The 22,193-nt window shown below is 60.3% G+C and carries 22 protein-coding genes and 1 pseudogene; 18 read left to right on the top strand and 5 right to left on the bottom strand.

Annotation, left to right across the window (positions count from 1 at the left end; translation table 11 throughout):
* Positions 1-3 precede the first annotated feature (3 nt).
* Together AC244_RS22445 and AC244_RS22440 are read right to left on the bottom strand one after the other, a co-directional pair.
* Positions 4-1,341, bottom strand: a complete 1,338-nt coding sequence (locus AC244_RS22445) for a pyridoxamine 5'-phosphate oxidase family protein (RefSeq protein WP_053251046.1) — start codon at positions 1,339-1,341, stop codon at positions 4-6.
* Positions 1,338-1,808: a pyridoxamine 5'-phosphate oxidase family protein gene (locus tag AC244_RS22440; protein ID WP_053251045.1), complete on the bottom strand. Its 471-nt coding sequence runs from the start codon at positions 1,806-1,808 to the stop codon at positions 1,338-1,340. The genes AC244_RS22445 and AC244_RS22440 overlap by 4 nt, the downstream gene beginning before the upstream one ends.
* Before the next feature lie 128 nt (positions 1,809-1,936).
* Between AC244_RS22440 and AC244_RS22435 the strand changes: the two genes are divergently transcribed.
* From AC244_RS22435 to AC244_RS22420, 3 genes are all read left to right on the top strand, one after another.
* The gene (locus AC244_RS22435; protein WP_234717002.1) at positions 1,937-3,457 is read left to right on the top strand and encodes a flavin-containing monooxygenase; all 1,521 of its coding nucleotides are present in this window, start codon (positions 1,937-1,939) and stop codon (positions 3,455-3,457) included.
* 431 nt (positions 3,458-3,888) lie between these two features.
* Positions 3,889-4,551: a hypothetical protein gene (locus AC244_RS22430; protein WP_152976059.1), complete on the top strand. Its 663-nt coding sequence runs from the start codon at positions 3,889-3,891 to the stop codon at positions 4,549-4,551.
* A 484-nt stretch (positions 4,552-5,035) separates the two neighbouring features.
* Complete coding sequence (locus AC244_RS22420; protein ID WP_053251041.1) at positions 5,036-5,914, top strand: hypothetical protein; 879 nt, start codon at positions 5,036-5,038, stop codon at positions 5,912-5,914.
* A gap of 75 nt (positions 5,915-5,989) precedes the next feature.
* Here AC244_RS22420 and AC244_RS35580 read toward each other — a convergent pair.
* A pseudogene (locus AC244_RS35580) lies at positions 5,990-6,322 on the bottom strand (ABC transporter ATP-binding protein); the annotation flags it as partial.
* Positions 6,323-6,421: 99 nt separating this feature from the next.
* Entirely contained in the window at positions 6,422-6,943 is a 522-nt protein-coding gene (locus AC244_RS22415; protein WP_053251040.1) for a prepilin peptidase, read from the bottom strand.
* Positions 6,944-7,268: 325 nt separating this feature from the next.
* On the opposite strand from AC244_RS22415, the gene AC244_RS22410 reads away from it, so the two are divergent.
* From AC244_RS22410 to AC244_RS22345, 14 genes are all read left to right on the top strand, one after another.
* Positions 7,269-7,502 (top strand): hypothetical protein, encoded by a 234-nt coding sequence (locus AC244_RS22410; RefSeq protein WP_053251039.1) that lies wholly within the window; start codon positions 7,269-7,271, stop codon positions 7,500-7,502.
* Positions 7,503-7,606: 104 nt separating this feature from the next.
* Positions 7,607-8,620, top strand: coding sequence for a Flp pilus assembly protein CpaB (gene cpaB / locus AC244_RS22405; protein ID WP_053251038.1), 1,014 nt, complete (start codon positions 7,607-7,609; stop codon positions 8,618-8,620).
* A 63-nt stretch (positions 8,621-8,683) separates the two neighbouring features.
* Positions 8,684-10,171, top strand: a complete 1,488-nt coding sequence (locus AC244_RS22400; RefSeq protein WP_053251037.1) for a type II and III secretion system protein family protein — start codon at positions 8,684-8,686, stop codon at positions 10,169-10,171.
* Positions 10,137-10,460: a pilus assembly protein gene (locus AC244_RS22395; RefSeq protein ID WP_202596108.1), complete on the top strand. Its 324-nt coding sequence runs from the start codon at positions 10,137-10,139 to the stop codon at positions 10,458-10,460. Before AC244_RS22400 ends, AC244_RS22395 begins: the two co-directional genes overlap by 35 nt.
* Positions 10,461-10,561: 101 nt before the next feature.
* Positions 10,562-12,160 carry a Tad domain-containing protein gene (locus tag AC244_RS22390; RefSeq protein ID WP_053251036.1) on the top strand — a complete coding sequence of 533 codons (1,599 nt, stop codon included), beginning with the start codon at positions 10,562-10,564 and terminating at the stop codon, positions 12,158-12,160.
* Positions 12,157-12,636 carry a TadE/TadG family type IV pilus assembly protein gene (locus AC244_RS22385; protein ID WP_053251035.1) on the top strand — a complete coding sequence of 160 codons (480 nt, stop codon included), beginning with the start codon at positions 12,157-12,159 and terminating at the stop codon, positions 12,634-12,636. Before AC244_RS22390 ends, AC244_RS22385 begins: the two co-directional genes overlap by 4 nt.
* Positions 12,630-13,274: a TadE/TadG family type IV pilus assembly protein gene (locus AC244_RS22380; protein ID WP_053251034.1), complete on the top strand. Its 645-nt coding sequence runs from the start codon at positions 12,630-12,632 to the stop codon at positions 13,272-13,274. Before AC244_RS22385 ends, AC244_RS22380 begins: the two co-directional genes overlap by 7 nt.
* A 21-nt stretch (positions 13,275-13,295) precedes the next feature.
* Entirely contained in the window at positions 13,296-14,438 is a 1,143-nt protein-coding gene (locus AC244_RS22375; protein WP_053251033.1) for a pilus assembly protein, read from the top strand.
* Between the two features lie 68 nt (positions 14,439-14,506).
* Positions 14,507-15,046 (top strand): L,D-transpeptidase, encoded by a 540-nt coding sequence (locus AC244_RS22370; RefSeq protein WP_053251032.1) that lies wholly within the window; start codon positions 14,507-14,509, stop codon positions 15,044-15,046.
* 19 nt (positions 15,047-15,065) lie between these two features.
* On the top strand, positions 15,066-16,523 hold the full coding sequence (locus AC244_RS22365; protein WP_053251031.1) for a CpaF family protein: 1,458 nt from the start codon (positions 15,066-15,068) through the stop codon (positions 16,521-16,523).
* Positions 16,520-17,473: a type II secretion system F family protein gene (locus AC244_RS22360; RefSeq protein ID WP_053251030.1), complete on the top strand. Its 954-nt coding sequence runs from the start codon at positions 16,520-16,522 to the stop codon at positions 17,471-17,473. Before AC244_RS22365 ends, AC244_RS22360 begins: the two co-directional genes overlap by 4 nt.
* Positions 17,474-17,480: 7 nt before the next feature.
* Positions 17,481-18,428, top strand: coding sequence for a type II secretion system F family protein (locus tag AC244_RS22355; protein ID WP_053251029.1), 948 nt, complete (start codon positions 17,481-17,483; stop codon positions 18,426-18,428).
* A gap of 14 nt (positions 18,429-18,442) precedes the next feature.
* On the top strand, positions 18,443-19,747 hold the full coding sequence (locus tag AC244_RS22350) for an AAA family ATPase (protein ID WP_053251116.1): 1,305 nt from the start codon (positions 18,443-18,445) through the stop codon (positions 19,745-19,747).
* Between the two features lie 183 nt (positions 19,748-19,930).
* The gene (locus tag AC244_RS22345; RefSeq protein ID WP_053251028.1) at positions 19,931-20,509 is read left to right on the top strand and encodes a hypothetical protein; all 579 of its coding nucleotides are present in this window, start codon (positions 19,931-19,933) and stop codon (positions 20,507-20,509) included.
* Between the two features lie 186 nt (positions 20,510-20,695).
* Here AC244_RS22345 and AC244_RS22340 read toward each other — a convergent pair whose 3' ends face one another.
* Positions 20,696-21,184 (bottom strand): tetratricopeptide repeat protein, encoded by a 489-nt coding sequence (locus tag AC244_RS22340; protein ID WP_414735943.1) that lies wholly within the window; start codon positions 21,182-21,184, stop codon positions 20,696-20,698.
* A 354-nt stretch (positions 21,185-21,538) separates the two neighbouring features.
* On the opposite strand from AC244_RS22340, the gene AC244_RS22335 reads away from it, so the two are divergent.
* Positions 21,539-22,033, top strand: a complete 495-nt coding sequence (locus AC244_RS22335; RefSeq protein WP_063934137.1) for a hypothetical protein — start codon at positions 21,539-21,541, stop codon at positions 22,031-22,033.
* Positions 22,034-22,193: the final 160 nt, after the last annotated feature.

Here is a 22,193-nt window from a genome sequence, read left to right as displayed (position 1 = left end):
CTTTTACTTGATATTGCACTGAAGATCCGGCGTGCCATTGACCAACAACCTGACCTGGCCCCGGCCTGCGTGAAACAGTCTGATCGGCAGGTTTCTTTCGTCCATGCGCCGACGCAGGAGCAATAGCCTCGTTTCGAGATTGTCCTTGATCTCGGGGAGGCGAAGGCTTGCGGCGGCACGAATTTCGCGGTTGGTGAATTCGCTGCGGCCCTCGCTCACGTAAAGGTCCAGCATGTAGGCGAGAAGCCGGCCGGCGACGCCCTTGATGACATAGATATTGTCGACAAAGACGCTGTCGTCGAAAGAGTGGTGCACGACCTGTATCACCCGGCCGCCGACCGGGCCGTTCACCGGGCGGAGTCTGGCTGGTCGCGCCTGCGACGCCAGCGCCTCGCACAGGGCAAGCGCAAGCGCGCCCTGTGCGGCAAGGATTTCAAGCACCAGCTCATGGGTCTTGCCGAAGGCGAGCCGTTCTCGGCTCTCCGTGAAAAGCACGCCCTGCAATGCTCCTTGGACCCGAAGCGGCACGGCCATCTGGCTCATTGCATCCGGCAGGGCGGGCAATGCAATCGTCCGGGTGCGGTTCTCGTCGCTGGCTGCGGCCGCCCCGATAGCAGCGCCCAGCCGTCGGATCCGGCTCATGTCGCTCACCTTGACGGAGCGTCCGGTGAGAGCCACCGTGCCGATCAGCCCATCGCCAAACCCGATCTCGGAGCCAACGCCGGACTGGTCGTAGCCCCGGCTGGCGACAGTGGCAAGCAGGCCGCGAGCCGGGTCGCCGAGGAGGAGGACGGCGGCATGGTCGAACCCAAGTTCCCCGCAGCCCGCAAGCAACGCACTGATGACACCTTCCGTATCACCCTGTTCGGCGATGGTTCTCGCCACGCGTCCCGTGGCCTCGAGATCCGGCGCCGTCGCACCGACCGGCGTATCCTCCGTGGAAAAAGGCGAGGGGACAGCCGCAATCGAATCGACCCGGAAGATGTCGATGGCCCTGAGGCGCATGACCCCGGCCATGCCCGCCTGCGCGCTGCTGGCATGCAACTGGTTTTCGACATGGGCGAAGAACGGGCCGTGATCCTCGGATGCGACCCAGGTGGCATCCAGACGGTACTGTTTGCCGGTCCGCCCGTTGACCAGTTGCAGCGACACATGCGGGTTGGCGCGGATATTTGCGGCAGTCTTCGCGAAGAACTGGTTGGAGATCGCGATATGATCGTCGTCCACCATCGCGACGTGCGAGAGGTAGGAGATATTGGGCGTGCCGTCCGCCGCCGCCGTTGCGATGATGGACGGAATGACGCCTTCGAAGCAGTCGTCGAGCTCACGCAGCCGTATCATCGCGTCTCTGCCCGGATCGCGGTTCCCGCCTTGGGGCCCGGGGTCTGGATATAGAGTTCGCGCACCTTCAGGCTTGCCACGACCGGGTCGCGATCCACCAGCCACGGCCGCACCAGCTCGGCTGCGAGCCCGAGCTCAGAGAACATTTCCAGCACGGCCGCGCGATAGAGCGCCGAAAGCTCCAGATCCTCCGGCCCGGCCGCGCGCAGCGTGACGTTGCCCTTGATCTGGTAGGACACATAGTCCGAGGGCCGGGCGAAGGTGATCGCGGCCTGTCCGTTGGCGATGAGGTTGGCGGCCGTCTCCGGCCATTGCCAGGCTGACAGGACGACCTCCGCGCAATCCTCGCGCGCCGCGCGCGCCCCCACGGCCCTGCCGATCGATGGGCAGTTTGCGGCGTCCCTCGATCCGACGATGATCATGACGGGGCTTGCAATGAAGTGCCTTATCTCGTCCGTCAGCTGCATCTCGGCCCTTAAAGCTCTTTTTTAGGAAAGTCTTAGGAAATGCGGCCGGCATGTTAGGAACCATTTAGCAACGCCGCTTCCGGTGAACCACTATAGAGGGTCTCCCCGAAACAATGGAGAGACTTTCCATGCACGTTGTAAAAGAATCCGTAGCAATCATCGGCGCCGGGCCGGCGGGTCTGATCACGGCGCGCTGGCTCGCGGAGCACGGCTTCGAGCCAGTACTGTTCGAGGCGGCCGATAAGCTGGGCGGTCAATGGAATACCGCCAATGCCGCGAGCGCAACCTGGCGCGGGATGCGTACCAATACCAGCCGCATCATGTCGGCCTTTTCCGATCTCGACCATGCGGCGGATGTCGCCACCTATCCCCGCCAGGATCAGATGTTCGCCTATCTCGAACGCTATGCCGCCCGGTTCGATCTCGTCCGGCGCATCCGGTTCGACACGCGCGTGCTGCGGCTGGAGGCGGCGCCGCACGGCGCATGGACCATCCGCTCCCGTACCGGCGGGGTGGAACAGGAGGAGTCGTTCCGCCGCGTCATCGTTGCGACCGGCGCCCAGTCCTCGACGGATGTGCCGGAGATCCGCGGGATGGAGAGTTTCGCCGGCAGGCTCGGCATGGTCCATGCCGCGCAGTATGACGGGCCGGAGCGGTATCGCGGCCACTCCGTCCTCGTCGCCGGTGCTTCGATCAGTGCGCTGGAGATCGCCGCAGACCTTGCCTTCAACCAGGCGAGGGTCATTTCGACTGCGCGCCGCCAGCGCTATATCCTGCCCAAGCTGATCGGAGGCGTTCCGACCGAGCATGTGATGTTCACCCGCGCCGCCACGCTTGCGGGCGAGATCCTGCCACCCGAGGCGCAGGCGGAAGGGCTGAAGGCGGCGGTGCTACGTGCTGGCGGCAGCCCGGAGCAATACGGCGCGCCGGCGCCCGACGCCGACATCTTCGCCGCAGGGATTTCCCAATCGCAGTCCTTTCTGCCGGCCGTTGCTGAAGGCCGCATCACAATGCGGCCCTGGATCGACCTTATCGACGGGGACAAGGTCTATTTCTCCGACGGGACGGTCGATGCGCCCGACGCCATCGTGTTCGCGACCGGCTATCGCCTTTCGCTGCCCTGGCTGGCGCCGGAGATCGCCGCCACACTCGCCTTCGATGGAAACGGGCTCGACCTCCACGCCCATACCTTCCATCCGGAGTTGCCGGGACTGGCCTTCGTCGGCCTCTACAATCTCGTGGGTCCGTTCCTGCCGGTTCTGGAGCTTCAGGCTCGCTGGATCGCCTATACGCTCACGGGTCTGGTTCCGCCGCCTTCATCCGCCGAGATGAACAGGGGGCTGGCGTCCTGCCGCGAAATGCGCTCCCGCGCCCAGCAGCCGGTCCTTCACGCGCTCGCCGTCACGCTTGCCCGCGCTGCGGGCGTGGAACCGGATCTCCGCGATTTCCCGCATCTCGAGCGGGCACTGTTGTTCGGTCCGCTGTCGCCCGTATCCTTTCGACTACATGGGCCGGACCGGCTGGAGGACGCGGCGGCAAGAACGATGGCCGCAGCTGAAGCCTTCGGGGCTATCAGGGGAGAAGGGTTCACGCCCGACGAAAGCCGGATGCGGAATCTCCTTGGGCTTGCTTCATCCGCTGCTGCCTGACCCTTCGCGGCGGCCTCCAGCGGACAATCCGGCCGGGACAGGATGTTTCCGATAGGAGTTACCTCCTCCCAAGGCAACGTTTCGCGGCCATTCGCCTGAGCGAGAAGGACCCAGTCCGCTGGATTGCGTTTACGCGCCAGCATCGCTGGATCCTTCTCCTGCTGCACGATTGCGCGTTGCAAGTTGCGACGAATATCAGTCCGCCGATCCCATCACGTGTGCAAAGACGGACATCATCTCGAGAAGGCTATCTCGCCGGCCATAGTTCAAAAGGCGTGGGCGATTGCGATCGGCGAGCGGCGAGCAGTGAAGACGCCGAGGCTCCTGCATCAATGGCACCGGAGCACCGCTGAGCGCTACGCTTTTTTTCCTCTCAAATTTGAATTTGCATTACGATGTGAGAGGCTTAACGCGCGTCAATGGAGAGCGATATGAGAGCGACACGCAGTTTTGCCGACGTTTCGGCTACGGTTGCGTTTATTGATCTTGCTGGATTCAGCGCTATTGCCGACGTTTATGGAGATTCAGTCGCGATTGGCGTTCTTGAAGTGTTCGAGAGCATGGTGTGCGACGCTCTTAGCGGGTATGAGCCTCCGATTAAATGGATCGGCGATGAGGCAATGCTCTCGTTTCCAGAGCCGCAAATGGCGATCCAGGCACTCGGAACGCTGCTGCAGGCATGCCGGAACGAACCACGCATACCGCTCACTCGGGCGGCGTTGAACCATGGGCCAGTCATCCGTAGAGCAGGCGATCTCTTTGGTACGACCGTCAACATCGCAGCGCGCATCGCTGCGATGGCATCCCCCGGTCAATTGCTTGCCACCCGACCTATCGCCGAGGCGGCTGTCGCTAGCGGCATTCTTGTGCGAGACCTCGGAACCGTGGCGCTTCGATCGGTAACCGGGGAAGTCCCGCTTTATGAGATCGAGCTTGCTCCGTCGGCTGATCCGGCCTGGATTGATCCGGTGTGCAAGATGCATGCACCGTACTCGGCCTATCGACGAGCCGCGCCGCAAGGGCCGTGGTTCTGTTCACCGCAATGCGAAGAGGCATATCGCAAATCGCCGCAGACCTATGGCTTGGCCCGGTGACGGCGCAATAACGGTCGGTTCGACCACTGCGGCCGGCGGCTGCCAAGGGTGTGCGGCGGGCCTACTCGTCAGCGCGCTCCGGCGTGACGATTGCCGCGTAGGTGTGCCAGTTTCCATGAGCGTCACGCAGGTTCGTTTCACCACGTGCCTCAAACGCAACGCCGGAGCCGACGACGAGATCCTTCAGAGCCCTCGAGGCGATGACGTCTCCCTCACCGGCATGATCTAGTGGTTAAAATCTAACGCTTGGTACCAGAGCCGTAAATCCGTTCAGGGTCGGTCGAATGCTGCCGTTCGTCTCGCCGATCGGAACGGAACGACCAGGGAGCGCCAAGGACGGACATTCACCGGGTTTCACGCTGACGATCCGAAGCTTTCGTTGATCGGTTGGATGTTGAGGCGAACCTGAACGGAACAGTCGTTCCACCACCCCGCGCCTGAGTTTTCATTGGACAGACCATAGTGACTGGAGGAGTGTGAACGCATGATCCATGCGGGGGGCATCATGGTGCTGGTTCGGTCGTTAGCGTCGCGTTTTGTGCCTGTGCTTTGCGCGCTTTGGCTCGCCTCGCTTTCACCGGGGATCGCAACAGCGCAACAAGCCGATGTGGTGCTCGCTGTCGGCACAATCACTACCGACAACTATCCCGGTCAGGAGTTTGCTGGCAATGGTCTTGGCGAGGCTATTGTGCACGCTGCCGTCACCATGCTGGACGACGGTGGGCCATTTGCCTGGTGCGCTGGACGGGTCGTTGAATGGCGGCGGATCGAGGAGGTGCACAAGGAACAGCGGTTTCAGCAGACGGAGTATGTTGACCGGGCCACTGCGATCAAGAAACTGGGCACTATAGCAGCAGACTATCTGATTGGCGGCCGCATCACGTTCGGCGCCGGGAAAGCCGACTGGACCATTGAGATCAGAACCAACCCCGGCGGCGCGCTTGTTGACAGCTTCACCGGCTTTGCCAAGGACGATGCGGTGGTGGACGAGGCTGTCCGCATTACCGAACACGTGCTGGACAAGATTTGCCCTGGCCCCTGGACTGTCACCGGCGGCGGCGCGCGGATCGTGGTGACCGGGACCGTGATGAGGCTGGACGAGCCGTTCGAGGTGGTTGGCAAGTTTCCCGGTGGCACTGCGAATTTCCTATACTCACCGACGTCGCGCGCGGGCGGGACGGTAGACTATGTGCTTGCCGGAAGCGGTGTTGCGGGCGCTGGCAGCGGCACCTATACTATCGGTCCGTCGGGCGACAGCTTCACGATGACGATCCAGCAGACCACAACGGGCTGCATCGCTGGGATACCGAACTCCTGCAAGACCAACAGCGAAGTGCTGACACTGACCCCGATTTCGCACTGACGGTCTGCTTCATGTCCAGGCCATGCCGTCCTGGCTGACCTGGCGGAACGACCGTCTCGGGTCAGGACTTCGCAATCAGCCTCTGTGCGGGAAGGTCGGCAACGGGGTCAGAAGACGCCTTCCCCAACAGGTACCAAGCGTTTCACCACCAGGAGGCGCAAGGCAAGGTGGACGGCGATCCCCTTCTTCCACAATGCGCCCGTGATCGGCCACGACTATCCGGTCCATAGTAATGGTCGAAAGGCGATGCGCGATGGCAATCACCGTCTTTCCCTCCATTACAAGGTTGAGCTTTTCCTCGATGGCGGCCTCGGTTTCACTGTCGAGGGCGGAGGTCGCCTCGCCAAGCACGAGGATCGGCGCGTCCTTCAGCAAGACGCGGGCGATTGCGACGCGCTGCCGTTGACCAAGCCGGACTGATGGCCAAATTGATGACGATGCGGTAGTTCACGAGGCTTGAGCATCATGCCTGCGCCGTAGCGCAATCTACCGTATCGCTGCGGAATGTCAGGACTTGGCGTAGGACACTGCCATCGTGGCCAGTGCCGCCAAGGCCATGATGACACCGTAGGGGATTTTGCGCGTGGCGCGGATTTCCTCGATACGTGCAAAAACCGAAAAATGCGCCAGTTGCAGCGGCATCGGCCATTTGAGCGCCAGCAATGTCACAACACCGCCGATCAGCAGGAAGGCGGCGAAGGGGAGCATGCCGTGCCAGCCGATGAAAAGGCCGATCGGCAGGAAAAGCTTGGCATCGCCGGCGCCGAACATGCCGAAGGCCCAGAGGCAGACACCGAGGACGAAAAGCAGGAGACCGGCCGCGAGATCGCCACCGATCCCGGTGGAGGAAAAGAGCGCCGCGCCCACGTCCCCGGTTGTCAGCAATTCCGCCAAAGCGCGCAGGGAATAAAGGGCGAGAAGGGCCAGGATGGCGGTATTCGGTATCTTCCAGCTGCGAAAATCACTCCAGGCGGCGTAGAGAAAAAGCAACACCGAGATCATAGTAATAATGTCGATTATCGATGTCATGTTTTGCCCCCTTTCGTGTCATGTGATCGCAATTTCAGCAACTTTCGACTAATTCCAAGTTTTTTCTAATCCTTTTGCGGTGGGTAGGTGTCAACAAATATTACAGCCTGTCGTATTTTGGTAGCGTATATCCCAGTCAATTCAGTTTCCTCCAGGTTCCGATTTTAACCATAAAATATAGATGCTCGACATGACTCCACATTAGAAGTTGACGATATAATAATTAAGGGATTATTAATCATGGCAGTCGGAGAGGTGGTCTCGATGACGGGGGCGAGCCGGGGAAACAAGCGGCACGCAGAAAGTAATCTGGAGGTAATTCTCGATGAAAGCACTTTTGTCCAAAGTACGCGCTTTCGCGCGGGAAGAAGACGGCGTGGCGCTGACTGAATATCTGATCCTGCTCGGCCTGCTTGTCGGCGGTGTCGTGGTGTCGGTCGGTTTGATCGGCACCGAACTGAACACGAGCTGGGGTTCCTGGGCCACCTGGTTCCAGGGGCAGACCTTCGACGCTCCGGCCGCCGGCGGTGGAGCCGGAGATCCGCCACCCGCGGGTTGATGCGCGCGAGGCGAGCGAAAAGAAGGAGGGGAGTTTGTTAACTCCTCTCCGTTAATTTAGTAATGTCTTTTCGTGTATTTTTACCTAATGTGCGAGTAGCGGCGATGCGTTCATCTACGATCATCAGTCTAGTTATTGCGCTTATGCTTGGCCTCGCCGCTGTTTTTGCCACACGTACCTATCTTGCAGACCAGCAGGCGCGGCTTGCGGCCGCCGGCGCCACGAAGTCCCAGGAAAAAACGCTTGTCGTTGCCGCCAAGGCCATGCGCTTCGGCGATCGGGTACGCCCCGAAAATCTCAAGGCCATTCCCTGGCCTTCCGAGGAGCGGCCCGAAGGTTCGTTCCAGGCGATCGAGGCGGTGATCGGAAACAATGACGAGCCGCGCTATGCCATGGAGGCGATCGACCCCGGCGAGCCGGTGCTTTCCTCGAAGATCACCGGTGCCGGTGAGCGGGCGACATTGTCGGCGGCGCTCGACCAGGGAATGAAGGCCGTTTCCATTCGCGTCAACGACGTTCTCGGCGTTGCGGGCTTCGTGCGTCCCTCGGATCGCGTCGACGTCCTTCTGACCCGGCTCGTGCGAAACCAGAGGAGTGGCAGCGAGCAGACCTCCGTCGATGTTCTGCTCCAGGGCGTGAAAGTTCTGGCGGTGGACCAGACGGCCGATGAGCGCAAGGACGAACCCTCGGTCGTCAAGACCGTGACTTTCGAGGTGACGACCGACGAGGCCCAACGCCTGACGCTCGGAGCCAATATCGGCACGCTGTCGCTGGCCTTGCGCAATATCGCTTCCGCCGCTGTCGAGCAGACGCGGCCGGTCACCGTGGCGGATCTTGGTGGAGGTCCGATGGCAGTCGAACTTGGCAAGGACATCGCGCAAAAGTCTGACGATGGGCGCTTCGATGTGATCGAACGCCTGGTGCGGAAGGTCGGGGACGACCTCGGGGGCAGACTGAATTCGGTCGAAAGCAGGATGAATGCACCGTTGCGTGAAAAACAGGTGCAAATCGTGGAGCGTCAGGTCGAACCTACCTTGCCGATGGAACCCAAGTGGGCGACCGTCGGCGTCTGGAACACGACCAAACGTGAAGAACACCGGGTGGGTCTGATCCAGTGACATGAAATGCGACCTGCTCTGAGGGGAGCAGGCCGGGCTTCGAGGAGAGGGGCTAAGGCTGGAATGTTGAGGGGAAGCTTGAAGGGGGCGGCACGTGCCAAAGCCCTTGCGGCGACAGTCGCCGTAATTTCGGCCTATGGCGTCTGGGGTCCCGGCCTGGCCGGACGCGCCGATGCACAGGAAAAATTCGTCAACCTCGGGGGGGCCGTTCAGCAGGTGAACCTCCCGCCGAATGAGACGATGACGATCAGAACCGCCAAGCCGTTCGGGGACCTCGTCATAGGCAGCGCCGAGCTGATCGATGTGGTGCCGCTTTCCGACAGGTCGCTGTTCATTCGCGGCAAGAAGACCGGGGCCACCAACATCTCGGTCTATGACGACGACAAGAAGCTTGTCGGTGTCATCGATATCCGCATCGCCAGCGATTTCAGCGAAGTCGCCTCAGCCATCCGCTCCGCCTCGCCGGGATCGCAGGTTCGGGTGATCAACTCGAATGACCGCATCCGCCTGACTGGCATCGTCCGCGACGCGACCGAGCTGCAGCGGGTGCTGGAAATTGCCCAGTCCTATTCCGATCAGCCGGTCCTTAACCAGTTGCGCGTCAATGAGTCCCAGCAGGTCATGCTTGAGGTCCGGGTGATCGAAGCCTCGCGCCAGACCGGCCGGGACCTCGGCATCGGCTGGTCGGGGCAGGGCAGAAACGGCATCGGCAAGGCAACGACGAGCCAGGGTATCGCGGTAGACGACGGCGCACTCGTCCGCACGCTCGGGGATGCGGCCGGCGCGGCAACGGGTATGCAGCCTTTCGGCCAATTGATCGCCAAGGTGCTGGAAATTTCCGGCGGTCAAATCGATGTCGTCATCAACGCTCTGGAACAAAAGGGGCTGGTGCGCCGCCTGGCGCAGCCAAACCTGATTGCGATGAGCGGTGAGACCGCAAATTTCCACGCGGGCGGTGAAGTGCCGATCCTGACAACTGTGGCCAACGGTGCGACGGTTGCGACCCAGACCGACTACCGGCCGTTCGGCGTGCGGCTATCCTTCACGCCGGTGGTGCTCGACGGCGGACTGATCAGCTTGAAGGTCGAGCCGGAAGTTTCCGAGATCGACACATCGATAAACGTCAACGGCAATCCCGGCTTCATTTCCCGCGCGGCCAAGACCACGGTGGCGCTGCGCGACGGCCAGAGCTTCGCAATGGCCGGTCTCTTGCAGTCGACCAACGCCAAGGACATCCAGCAATTGCCGGGATTGGGGAAACTTCCCGTGATTGGCGCGCTGTTCCGCTCGACCAGCTTTCTGAAAAAGGAATCCGATCTCGTCATCGTCGTCACGCCGCATATCGTGCGACCGGCAGCACCCGGCGAGGACCTTTACAGTCCGCTCGACCAGACGCGCTCGTCGAATGATGTCGAGCTGTTTGCGCTCGGCATCCTGGAGGTCGACAAGGACATGCTGCGCCGCTTCCGCAATGGCGAAGGCGTGACAGGTCCCTATGGCCACCGTCTCGATCTCAATGTGGGAGGCGATCTTGCTGTTGCGAAAAAGTAGGCGCGCATTCCTGGTCGTTGCCGCCGCGAGCCTTGTCTCCGGCTGCGCCGACTACATGAACCACAGAGACACGATCACCTTCGGGCTTGGAAACGCGGTGGAAGCGAACAAAGGCATCCACATACAGGATCCCTTCCCGCGGGCGGCACAGAACACCCACATCGCCGCCGACGGCAAGGTGATCCATAGGGCTGTCCGCAGCTATCAGAATGGTGGGGGGCCATCGGCGATGGTCATACCGGCGCCCGCGCAGTCGATGGGAGCCAACGGAGCGACATCCGGGCAGTGACGGTCGAAGGCAGAGTTGAGAAACGGCGGCAGCGCCGGAAAGGACTGCAGTAGAAACAGCGCGTCACGACGGCAACGCCGCCGCGATGGAGGGGCATGCCAATGTTGAACAGAGCTATAAGACGGTTCTGGAACGATCATCAGGGCTACGTCATTGCTTTGACGCTCGTTGCCTTGCCACTGTTGCTCGGCTTCTCCCTGCTCGTCATCGATGTCGGGCGCAGCAGCAATCTTCATACCGACCTTCAGAACGCTGTTGACGCCATGGCGCTTGCAGGCGCCCGCGAGCTTGACGGCCGCGACGACGCGATCGATCGGGCCGAAGCGGCGATCAAGAACGTCACCAACAGCGCGGCCTTTGCCGGCGGCGGAACCGGCATGTCGCTCGGCTCATACGCCCCCGTGTCCTTCGATGCCGGGGATCCAGCAAAGGGCACGGTCAACGTCCGATTTCTCAAGGAAATTCCGGACGACGATGACGATCCCATCACCGGATCGATGGAGACGGTGAATTCAAACGAGGCGTCCTACGCCTGGGTCTTCGTCCCGGACGAGCGCGTACAGATGCAAACGATCTTCCCTCTGCCGGTCGGTTTCAGCAGGGATACGATCAACGTTTCCGCCCAGGCGGTGGCAGTCTACCGGGCGAGCGCCTGCGACGTGACGCCGCTCTATATCTGCAATCCTTTCGAGGATCCGGCGGGGGGCGACCCGGAGGGTTCGGCTCAGAAATACCACGATAAATTTGCGGACGGCCAACTCTACGGCGTGCAGATCGAGCTGCACAACAGCGGCAGTTACAGCGTTGGACCCGGTAATTTTGGCTTTCTCCGAACGGCCCTCGGCAATGGAGCCAGCGCGTTGGCCGAGGCACTCGGCTCCGGCAAGCCGGGTGTCTGCTACAAGCAGGAGGACCTCGAAACCAAGACGGGCGTGATGGCCGGGCCGGTTGAGGATGGGCTCAACACGCGCTTCGGACTTTACGGCGGCTCTTTCAACAAGGAGACTAACAACACGCTCTACCGGCCTGCGGCCAACGTCCGCATGGCGCAGCAGCAGTCCGGTAACAGTTGCAAGTCCTACTCTCCCGAAGAACAGGCCTACAATGCAGTTCCGCTCGGCTATGGCGCGACGATGCAGGGCATCGGTGGCGGCGGCGGCAGGATTGCGACCGACAACAATTGGAATCTCAACATGTATTGGGACATTACGCATTCGGGTCAGAAGCCGAGTCCGTTGAAGTCCAATCCTAGCTACACCCCGCCCGCTGCGCCGGCGTCAACGATAAGGGCCTATTCCTCCAGCTATCCGGGCGGGCCGACACCAGCTGGCGTCAATCCGTCTGCCTACGACGTCTATAACTACGAGCTCGGCAATGCGAATCTGCTGGCGGACAAGGCGCCGAGTGGCGAGACCGGTATTCCGCAATGCCACAAGGGCTACGACCTCTCCACCTATCCGGACAATGTGTACGGCAACCGGAGGGAGATCTTCGCCGCGATCGTTAACTGCATTCATGAGGACCCGGTGGGGCACGACCACGTCAAGGCGCTGGCCTTCGCCCGGATGTTTCTGGTCAAACCCGCCCAATCCTCTGGCAGCGACCGCTATATGACGCTCGAAACCATCGACATAACCGGGCAGGGCGGACGCGGCACGCTCGATGAGTTCCTGCGCGAAGAAGCTGAGTTGGTCCGATGATGGCGCTCCGACACCTGATCCGGCATCGGCTCTGTTTCGGCTTCTGGTGGAGGGAGGAGGGCGCTGTGCTTGCCGAGGCGCTGGTGGTGGTGCCCTTCGTGACGCTGTTTGCAGCGGGAATACTCGAATTCGGTAACATCTTTTGGGAACGGATGCAGATCGACGCAGGGCTCAGAGACGCCGGGCGCTATTGGTCGCGCTGCCGACAATCTCCAACATACACGTCTTACTGCACTGAAGATATTGCAAGGAAGATCGCGTTTTACGGGAGCCCGATTCCGCCCACGGGAACACCCTTGCGCGTTCCCGGCTGGGGCCCGGATACGGCGGCACTCACCATTTCGCCGATCAGCACCAATGGCACGATCACCGTCGAAACGTCGCATCTCTACCAGACTTCGCCTCTGTTCGGCTGGCTCGGCATCGACACCATCACCATCAACTCCTCCCATGAAGAGAGGTATATTGGATGGTGACCCTCCGGACAGTCGGCACCTTCTGGCAGGATACCCGCGGCGTCAGCCTCGCCGAAGGGCTGATTACCTTTCCGCTCGTCATTCTGGTGTTCGCTGCCTTCGTCGAGTTCGGCTATGCCATGCATCAGTGGAACCAGACGGTCAAAGCACTGCAATACGGAGCGCGCTTGGCGGCAGTCTCTGATTCCGTCAACTCCAATTTCAACCCGGTTACGGCTGTTGAGTCCGCTGATCCCTTGGTCGTCGGAACAGGCGTCCGACCCGCTCCAGCCGGCCTTCCGCGCATATGGTCCTGCGAGGGCGTCAACTGCAACAGTCAATTGAACCGTATCGTTTACGGTTCCGCCGCGGCGGAGAGTTGCCCGGACCTTGCGCCCGGGACACGTCCCGGGATGTGCCACATCAATCCGCGGATCCGAAAGGATAACGTGGTCGTCACTTATGAGCGTTCGGGGCTCGGCTATTGGGGCCGCCCAGACGGTGCGGTGGTCACGATCCGCCTTGCAAGCCGGCACATCACCTTTGACCTGCCAATCCTCGGCGCTCTGCTTGGGCTCAATGACATCACCATTCCCGCCCATCCGGTGACGATTACTTCGGAAGACCTCCGGACATGTTCAACCTGCCCGGTTCCCTGAAATACAGCGTGGGATAGCGAGATGACAGCTCATATGAACTTCGCAGCATCCACAAAGATCCTTGTCCTTTCGGACGACGCTGCCGCTGCGAGCTTTATGCTCGATACGTTCGGTTCGCTGTCGCGCTACGAAGTGCGCCACATGGCGCTGGCGGCACTTGCGGATGCGGGGCGGTTCGATCCGACGCAGTTCAACCTGATCGTGCTGGATGTCGACAATGGCGAGACGCTGAACCGCCCCGACCTCTTTGCGTTCCGCACCAGCCACCGCAACATTCCGCTCGTGGTCGTTTCGGAAGATCTGCCGGACGAAATGCTGCGGCCGCTCTTCCGGCTGAATGGCGACGATTGGCTGAAGAAGCCGCTCGAGCGGCGCTCGCTGATCGACATGATCTCCACGCATGCGCCGGGTGCGGGCGCCAGCGATAGCCGGGTTCATGCCGTCGTCTCGGCCGTTGGCGGCGCCGGCGCCAGTGTGATCTCCTCGTCACTCGCCCATGTGCTGGCCCAGTCGACGAAAAACTCGGCGCCGCGCGTCGATCTGTTCGACCTGGATTTTTCCTCCGGCTCGCTCGGCTACTATCTCAACCTTGTCAACGACTACGATCTGAAGCCCGTCATGGCCAACCCGTCGCGTGTCGACCTCGAATTCATCGATCTCGTGCGCAAACGCCATTCGAGCGGCTTTTATCTGCTGTCCTTCAAACAACCGTCGGTCCTTCTGGCACCGAAGGGCGCCGAGCTGGTGTTGCGCATGCTGGATGTCGCAGCCTTCGAGAGCGACCACACGGTCATCGATATTCCCTACTACAACACACCGTGGAAGGATGCTGTGCTCGGATCAGTCAACAGCATCTGCATCGTCACGGAGATGACAATCCCCGCCCTCCATCAGGCCAAGGATCTGTTTCTCAATCTGGTGCGGTTGCGCGGCAATGCGGACTCGATCCAGATCGTCATCAACAAGTATCGGACAAAGTTTTTCAGCCTTGGTGTGCGCCGGGAGCAGGTGGACAAAATCTTCAAGGATACGCATGCGCATATCATTCCCTATGACTGGGACACGATGAGCGAGGCGGTGAACCGTGGCGTGCTGCCGATCGAGGTAAACTCGCGCTCGCGCTTCTGCGGCGCCGTTAACAAGCTTGGAGCGCTTGTCAGATGAAAGTGTACGCGCATCACAGCGACGGACCGAGATGGCGACACGGCAATGCTTCAGCGTGCGCCTGGGTGATGCGGGCCCTGCTGTTTGCGGTGTCGTTTGGACTTGCGAGCGCCGCAACCGATGGATTGGCGAGTGGGCCGGTGCCGCGAAGCCTTGGGCCGAGGACGAGCGCCACGGTGACGGTCGAGAAAAACTATCCGGCCGGCACGATCGTTATCGTCAGCGAAAATCGGACACTCGATCTTATCATCTCCGGCAATCGCGCCATCCGTTACAAGATCGCTGTCGGCCGCGACGGCTTTCGTTGGAGTGGCGTCGTGAAGGTTGGTCGAAAGGCAGAGTGGCCCGAATGGCGGCCACCGGCCGAGATGAAGGCGCGTGCGCCGGAGCTTCCGGAATTGGTGCCTGCTGGCCCGTTCAACCCGCTTGGTGCGCGCGGCATCTATCTCTACCGCGGAACCGCCGACACGCTTTACCGCATTCACGGAACGAACGACCAGTCGACGGTCGGGAACTTCGCATCTTCGGGATGCTTCCGTATGAGCAATGCCGACGTCATCGATCTCTATGACCGAGTGAACGTCGGAGCGACAGTGATTGTGAGATAGTCGAACAGGGTGAAGGTCAATGGCAACCGGGTTCATCGGACGTTTCTACAAGCAGACGCAGACGGGTGATGGGGAACATGCGGAGCCCTCTGATCTTCTCTCCGCTGAGGTGCCTGCGAACACGGTGGCGCCTAATCCCCATGTTGGCGAAGCTGCCGCAACGGTCGGGCTGGAAGCCTCGCTCGGCCTCGATATGGTCGCCGAGCGGGTCAATCTGCATCGTTACCTGCTGGACCGCATCAATCTCGGCATTCTCGACACACTCGACAACGAAGAAATTGCCGCCGAGATCAGGCCGCTCGTCAAGGATTACATCCGCCGCAACAATTTTCCGCTCAACGCCAAGGAAATCAATGATCTGATCCGTGAAATCACCGACGAGATGCTCGGGCTCGGGCCCATAGAGCCGCTGCTGGCCGATGATACGATCGCGGATATTCTCATCAACGGCTACAAAAGTGTCTATGTCGAACGAAGGGGCAGGCTCGAAAGCACGGCGGTTCGCTTCAAGGACGAGGATCACCTGTTGCGGGTGATCAACAAGATCGTGTCAGCTGTCGGACGTCGCGTCGATGAATCGACACCGCTGGTCGATGCCCGCCTCAAGGATGGGTCGCGCGTCAACGTTGCTATCCGGCCGATCTCGGTTGACGGGCCGCTTGTTTCGATCCGCAAATTCACCCGCTCGCCCCTGACGCTGGAGCGCCTAGTCGAATACGGCGCGATGGCGGACGCGATGCGCATTCTTCTCAGCGCTGCGGTCAAAGGCAAGGTGTCGATGATCATCTCGGGTGGCACCGGCTCGGGTAAGACGACGTTGCTCAACGCCATGTCGTCGCAGATCTCGCCGAAGGAACGTCTGATCACAATCGAAGATGCGGCCGAGCTCCAGCTGCAGCAGCCGCATGTCGGGCGATTGGAGACGAGACCGCCAACGCTCGACGGCCGCAACGAGGTTCGGCAGCGCGAGCTGCTGAAGAATGCGCTGCGCATGCGTCCCGATCGAATCATCGTCGGCGAGGTGCGCGGCGAGGAGGCCTTCGACATGCTGCAGGCGATGAATACTGGTCACGAGGGATCGATGACAACCATTCACGCCAACACGCCGCGTGACGCCGTCGGCCGGCTCGAACAGATGGTCGGCATGGCGGGCATGCCGATGTCGCAGCTCAGTATCCGCTCGCAGATCTCCTCCGCGATACGGGTTATCGTGCAGGTTCAGCGTTTGAGCGACGGTAGTCGCAAGGTCGTCTCGATTTCCGAAATCACCGGCATGGAGGGCGAGGTCGTCCAGATGCAGGAGATCATGCGGTTCAAGAGGACCGGCACGGAGGATGATGGCCGCATTCGTGGGGAGTTCCGGGCAACCGGGCTTCGTCCTCGTTTCATCGAAGAGTTCGCGGACCTCGGGATCGCCGTCTCCCCGCTGATTTTCGATCCTGGAAAGCCGCTGCAAACGGGGATCGTCGAACCATGAGTCTGCTCCTGCTCTACGCCGCCGTGTTCATTGCAGTGCTGGTTTCCGCCGAAGCCTTGCTGCGCAGTTTTTTCACGAAATCGGAGCGTCAGCGGGCGGTCAACCATCGCCTGAGCCTGCTTGATGAAAGTGACGACCATCGCAAAACCTATCGCGATATGCTGAAGGAGCGCGGTGCCGACGAGGATTGGCGTTCTCTGCCATTGATGCAGTTCATCAGACAATTCTACACGCAGTCCGGCATCAAGTTCGACCCAAGGCGATTTGTACTCTACGCAATCGCTGGCGGGCTTTTCATCTGGTTGATCGTCCAGTTCCTGGTGCCGAGCAACGTTATCCGCGTTCCGGTTTCCCTTGCGATTTGTCTGCTCATTCCAGTGCTTGTCGTCTGGCGCGCCAGGGCGAAACGTATTCGGAAATTCACGCAAAAACTTCCAGAAGCACTCGATGTTGCCAATCGGAGCCTTGCGGCCGGCCATCCATTGCCGGCCGCGATTGCTCTGGTGGCGCGCGAAATGCCTGATCCGGTCGGAACGGAGTTCGGTCTTCTATCGGACGAATTGACCTATGGGGTCACGTTGGACGATGCACTCGCCAATCTTAGCGATCGCGTGGGCGCGGAAGACCTCAATCTGTTGGCGATCTCGCTGAGCGTTCAGGCAGGGACCGGTGGCAATCTTGTCGAGATCCTTCAGAATCTCTCAAAGACGTTGCGTGATCGCTCAATGCTGAAGGCCAAAGTCAAGGCGATCTCATCGGAGGGACGGATCACCGCGATCTTTATGTCGCTCTATCCATTTCTTCTTTATGCAATGATCAAGGCACTATCACCGACGTATTTCGACCCACTTTGGAATAGCGCCCACGCCACGACCGTGGTTGCGGTTCTGTTTGCGATAATGGCAGTCGGAAACGTCATTCTCTACAAGATGGTTAACTTCGAGTACTGAGGCCACCATGCTAGGTGAGTATGGAATTTATCTCATCGTTTTCTTCTCGGTGCTGATATTTACCGGCGCCGCATCCGAATTTGTCTTCCGGCGTCGCGAGGTCGGTGTCCGAATATCGGAAACGACGGTGACGGCAGGCGGTGAAGACTTTCATCTTGGCGACGGCGCGATTGTCGACTTCGGTGACGTCGAAAACCGACTGATCCGCCGCTATTTCGAGATCACCCGACGCGACCGGAATGCCAACTCTACACAGAACCGGCTGATCCGCGCCGGGTATTTCAGTGCCGGCGCGGTAACGGTGTTCCAATTGGTCCGTGCGCTTATCTGCATTGGTGTCCTGGTTGCAGTGGTCTGGGCCCTGGATCGTTTCATTCCTGAGATGTCAGGCCTCGCAGGCGTGGTCGTCGCCATGTTTTCCGCCGGCATCACTTTTGTTCTGGTCAACATCCAAATCGATCGGCGCGGTCAGGCCAAGGAGCGCGAATACAGGCGGCTCTTCCCCGATTTCATGGACATGCTGATCGTCTGCCTGGATGCCGGAATGAGCATCGAGGCGGCGGCAAACCGTGTCGCGAGGGAATTTGTCCACAAGCGGCAGGATTTCGGCCTGCATCTTTCGATCATGATGCTGGAGGTACGCGGCGGACGTCGCTTGCGTGATGCTCTGGCCAATCTTGCAACGCGGCTCAGGATTGACGAGGCGCGAGCCCTCGCGGTGCTGTTCCGCCAGTCGGAGGAGCTGGGAACGAGTGTCACGCAGACGCTGCGCGTTTACAGTAAGGAAATGCGCGATCTTCGTGTCGTGCGGGCCGAGGAAAAGGCCAATGCACTGCCGATCAAGATGCTGCTGCCGCTCGGGGCCTTCCTGTTTCCAGTGAGCCTCATCATCGTACTCGTGCCCATCGTCATACGTGTCGTCGGCATTCTCACCGGTCTGAAGCCTGGTGGATGAGGAAGGGGGCCTATATGCAGTATTCACCCGAACAAGATCGCGAAGACTTTGCCGTCGCGCTTGACCCACGAATGCCGATAGCGCCAATGAGCCTCGAAGAAACCGGCCTTGGCGTGTCGTTCCTGTTGCGGCTCGCCGCCAAATGCGCGACCGAGCAGGATACCGTGACGCCATCGCATCTGGCGGCCCGGATGAAGCTGCCGAAGGTGGTGATAAATCTTCTGATCAAGGAGCTGGTGAAGCTGTCCTATCTCGAGGCGAGGGGGCTTGCGGGAGAGGACGTCAAGTCCGACATCCGCTATGCGCTTTCAATGAAGGGCCTGGACTACGCGCAGGCGGCAGCGCGGCAGTCGGAATATGTCGGCCCGGCTCCCGTGTCTCTCGATGCCTTCTGCCGCCAGATCGGCCTGCAGTCGATTCACCACGAACGCGTCACCTCCGAGCGGCTGATCCGGAGTCTGGAAGGGTTGGTGCTGTCGCCGGCGTTGGTCGAGAAGCTTGGGCCGGCCGTAAATTCGGGCCGTTCCATCCTGCTCTATGGCCCCCCGGGCAATGGTAAGACAAGCATCGCCGAGCGGACCTCGGAGCTTTTCGTGCAGACGATCTGGGTGCCTTATGCCATTGAGGTCGGCGGTTATGTCATCAGCTTCTATGACGAGGCGACGCATCAGCCAGTGAGTGAACCGGCAGTTAGGCCGCACCCGAAGGCCGACCAGCGATGGGTGGAATGCCGGCGGCCGGTCATCAAGACCGGTGGCGAGCTCACCCTGGATCTACTCGACCTGACTTATAGCCCAGGATCCCATGTCTACGAAGCTCCGGTGCATCTGAAGGCATCAGGCGGAGTCTTCATCATCGATGATTTTGGGCGCCAGCAGGACCGACCCCAGGCGCTCATCAACCGCTGGATCGTGCCGCTCGAGCGGGGCTACGATTTCCTGACGTTGCATACCGGCAAGAAGTTCAAGGTGCCGTTCGATGAGCTTGTTGTCTTTTCGACCAACATTGCACCGCGAGAACTCTCCGACGAAGCCGGCCTGCGGCGCCTCAAATATAAGATATATGTGAATAACCCTTCGCGGGATGAATATGTACGTATCTTCGAGTCCTACGCCCGAAAGGCCGCGATAGACTTGGTGAGCGGTGATTTGCACCTGTTCTACGAACAAAAATACGAGGGAGATACGCCGGCGTCCTGCTACCATCCCAAATACCTCCTGGATTTCATCGCCTCCTATTGCGAGTTCAACGACATGCCGAAGGTCGCGTCGCTGGAGATGCTGGACCGGGCTTGGGGAGGGGTGTTCACATTGGACTAAAGCGGGGGGCTGAAGTGGGCCGCCGATGGGATGTCATTAAGAGATGTCTGAAATACTGATGCAAACCGATCATGAACTCGGCAACGCGGAACGCCGGAAGTGAACGTGGCCCCAAGGGGATTTGGGGTTTCGGGAAACACAGAGAGCTTGGGCTAAGGCCCGGCTTCGTGACGGAGGAATTGGATGACGCATATTTCGAATGTCGAGGTTGACATCAAGCCCGACGCTGTATTGCGGCGTAACGAGCACGCTGCCAAGGAGCCAAGCCGTTCGCGGAGCACACCGATCATCGCACTGGCCCTTATGCTGCTGCCGCTCAACACGGGCATTTTGCTCTACACGGCCAAGAATGCTGCAGACGTCCGCGAGAGCCGAGAAAGCCTTTCCGCTCTCAAACGCTCGATCGATGGCTTGAAGCAGCAGATTAGCAAACAGGCCGCGAACATCGCCAACGGCGCCAAGGCCGACGACATGGCGGCCGTTCGAAAGACTGTCGAGGAGCTGCAAAAGGATGTCGCAGATCTCGGTGACCGCATGAACCCGAGTATGTTTGCCTCCAGCGGCAGCATGATCATCAGCGCGCCTGGAAAGGAAGTGACCCAGCGCCTGGCGCCATCATCCTATTCGGTCTCCGCTCCGGAAAACGCCGTTGACGATGTCTTGGCCGCAGCCGATCCTCAGGGCGGTTCCATCGCTAACTTGCCACGCTACGAACGGTCTGTCTCGGCGGATGGCAAGCTTGTGCTGAGAAAGGTGCGGTAGGGCCGAACCTGCCTTGAAATGGATCCTCTCCCGCAGATTGCTCGACGCGGCGTCGCTATGGAAGCCGTGCGTTTTCTCGCGCTCCGGCGGCGCTGCTGCGTTGTTCAGTTCAGAACGGAAGCTGCATAAGGCAGCTCACCGCCGACGTTTTGGCACCGGCGGACCCGTGTGGGTGGTGTCTGCGGCTTACCGCTGCGCGTATTTGACGCTGTTCTTCATCAGCTCGAGGTTCCTGGCCGTCGTCTCGTTCGCCGGATCGAGCTCGTACGCTTTCAGGAAGTACTTGCGGGCCCCCGGCAGGTCGCCGCGCAGCAAGTGGGAATAGCCAATATTGTTGTAGTAGACGGCCGTACCGCCAATCATTTTGGAGAGTTGCGCGTACGCGCGGTCGGATGTGTCGAAACGGCCGATCATGTCGGAAGAGGCCGCAAAGCCCAACCATGCGGCAGGGTCTCGCGGAAAGACGTTAACGGCCCGCTTGTAGATCGCGTAGGACTTTCCGTAGTTCTTTTCTTGAAACTGGAGCTTGCCCGTGGTCACCAGTTCATCGTTCTTGTAGAAGGCGACCGCCGAATCATCGTGGAGAGTATTCGCGCTATCGCCGAAGGCGGCCACATCGTCCAGCGCGTCCGTTTGGCATCCGGCCAGCATCAGCCCCCCAACGAGCAAAAGCATAACGCGTCCTGACTTGCTCCGAGACACTACCATTCGTCCCCCCCAATTTCGGGTATCCTAGCCTCGCCTTCAGATGGGCTCATCGAAAATCTTGCGGAAAAATAACTAATAAAGAAAGAATTGAAATTGTGAGTCGCAATAAAGAGACACATGACGACGAGCTCGAAGCTCCGTTTTTCGCTCCGGTCTTGTCAGCACGATAGCCGTCTGCTCGATGACGACAAATAAGAGGCGGCGGGAGTAGTAAAAGCAGAGGGGCCGATTCTCATCCGAGTAGCTGCACCTCAGTAAGCCTCAATTAAGCGTCATCTTATATTTTCTTGCTCGGCGCGTGCAGGGGATAGGAATCGAAACATGCGAGCCTCGGTAATGACGGTCATTCGGCTAGGGCCTTGCGCGGTCTACGGGGCCGCCGCCCTCTCCCTTGTCAGCGTCGCGCTGGTCGCAAACGCTCCGTCCAGCGCACTCGCCTGGGGCGTGTATATGACCATGGTGCCCTCGACGCGCACACTCGTGCTCGCCCTCGTCTCCGCTCCGGATCCGGCATTCTGGGGCGCGGTCGCGATGCTCATCGTCGGCGCTGCGGTTGGTGCCTATCTCGCCGTGCGCCCGGAACAATATCTACGACTGCGCTTCGTTCACGCCCATGTCGCGCTCATCGCCGCAGGGCTTGCGATAATCCAGATCTCAGGAAACGGCGCAGGGCTTGCCAGCACTTCATTCTCTCAGCTTCCGGCCAGTAGCTGGTCGGTCGTGCTGAGATCGCCGACAGGGCTCGTCCTGCTTGTGCTCGTATTTCTGGCGTGCCTCAACGCCCATGCTGCGATCATCAAGCGCATTCGTGTTTAGCTACCATTGAGTTCGGCAGGGAGGTGAGCGCTATTTTTGTGGTGGCACCGGAAGTCGAAAACGTCATGGGGCCCTGAGCCGGGCCGTCTCATTGGCCCCTTGCAGCGCGCAAGGTGGCGTGGGCACGTGAAGCGAGAGCATCACACTCGGGGCGCAGCGC

Source organism: Ensifer adhaerens (genome assembly GCF_001270265.1).
Taxonomy (GTDB): Bacteria; Pseudomonadota; Alphaproteobacteria; order Rhizobiales; family Rhizobiaceae; genus Ensifer; species Ensifer adhaerens_B.
This window is presented reverse-complemented; position numbering and strand designations above follow the sequence as displayed.

Bases quoted from the DNA above. Each gene is read 5' to 3' on its own strand.
- AC244_RS22445 (WP_053251046.1), bottom strand. From the start codon at position 1,341: ATGATACGGCTGCGTGAGCTCGACGACTGCTTCGAAGGCGTCATTCCG.
- AC244_RS22440 (WP_053251045.1), bottom strand. From the start codon at position 1,808: ATGCAGCTGACGGACGAGATAAGGCACTTCATTGCAAGCCCCGTCATG.
- AC244_RS22435 (WP_234717002.1), top strand. From the start codon at position 1,937: ATGCACGTTGTAAAAGAATCCGTAGCAATCATCGGCGCCGGGCCGGCG.
- AC244_RS22430 (WP_152976059.1), top strand. From the start codon at position 3,889: ATGAGAGCGACACGCAGTTTTGCCGACGTTTCGGCTACGGTTGCGTTT.
- AC244_RS22420 (WP_053251041.1), top strand. From the start codon at position 5,036: ATGATCCATGCGGGGGGCATCATGGTGCTGGTTCGGTCGTTAGCGTCG.
- AC244_RS22415 (WP_053251040.1), bottom strand. From the start codon at position 6,943: ATGACATCGATAATCGACATTATTACTATGATCTCGGTGTTGCTTTTT.
- AC244_RS22410 (WP_053251039.1), top strand. From the start codon at position 7,269: ATGAAAGCACTTTTGTCCAAAGTACGCGCTTTCGCGCGGGAAGAAGAC.
- cpaB (WP_053251038.1), top strand. From the start codon at position 7,607: ATGCGTTCATCTACGATCATCAGTCTAGTTATTGCGCTTATGCTTGGC.
- AC244_RS22400 (WP_053251037.1), top strand. From the start codon at position 8,684: ATGTTGAGGGGAAGCTTGAAGGGGGCGGCACGTGCCAAAGCCCTTGCG.
- AC244_RS22395 (WP_202596108.1), top strand. From the start codon at position 10,137: ATGTGGGAGGCGATCTTGCTGTTGCGAAAAAGTAGGCGCGCATTCCTG.
- AC244_RS22390 (WP_053251036.1), top strand. From the start codon at position 10,562: ATGTTGAACAGAGCTATAAGACGGTTCTGGAACGATCATCAGGGCTAC.
- AC244_RS22385 (WP_053251035.1), top strand. From the start codon at position 12,157: ATGATGGCGCTCCGACACCTGATCCGGCATCGGCTCTGTTTCGGCTTC.
- AC244_RS22380 (WP_053251034.1), top strand. From the start codon at position 12,630: ATGGTGACCCTCCGGACAGTCGGCACCTTCTGGCAGGATACCCGCGGC.
- AC244_RS22375 (WP_053251033.1), top strand. From the start codon at position 13,296: ATGACAGCTCATATGAACTTCGCAGCATCCACAAAGATCCTTGTCCTT.
- AC244_RS22370 (WP_053251032.1), top strand. From the start codon at position 14,507: ATGCGGGCCCTGCTGTTTGCGGTGTCGTTTGGACTTGCGAGCGCCGCA.
- AC244_RS22365 (WP_053251031.1), top strand. From the start codon at position 15,066: ATGGCAACCGGGTTCATCGGACGTTTCTACAAGCAGACGCAGACGGGT.
- AC244_RS22360 (WP_053251030.1), top strand. From the start codon at position 16,520: ATGAGTCTGCTCCTGCTCTACGCCGCCGTGTTCATTGCAGTGCTGGTT.
- AC244_RS22355 (WP_053251029.1), top strand. From the start codon at position 17,481: ATGCTAGGTGAGTATGGAATTTATCTCATCGTTTTCTTCTCGGTGCTG.
- AC244_RS22350 (WP_053251116.1), top strand. From the start codon at position 18,443: ATGCAGTATTCACCCGAACAAGATCGCGAAGACTTTGCCGTCGCGCTT.
- AC244_RS22345 (WP_053251028.1), top strand. From the start codon at position 19,931: ATGACGCATATTTCGAATGTCGAGGTTGACATCAAGCCCGACGCTGTA.
- AC244_RS22340 (WP_414735943.1), bottom strand. From the start codon at position 21,184: ATGCTTTTGCTCGTTGGGGGGCTGATGCTGGCCGGATGCCAAACGGAC.
- AC244_RS22335 (WP_063934137.1), top strand. From the start codon at position 21,539: ATGCGAGCCTCGGTAATGACGGTCATTCGGCTAGGGCCTTGCGCGGTC.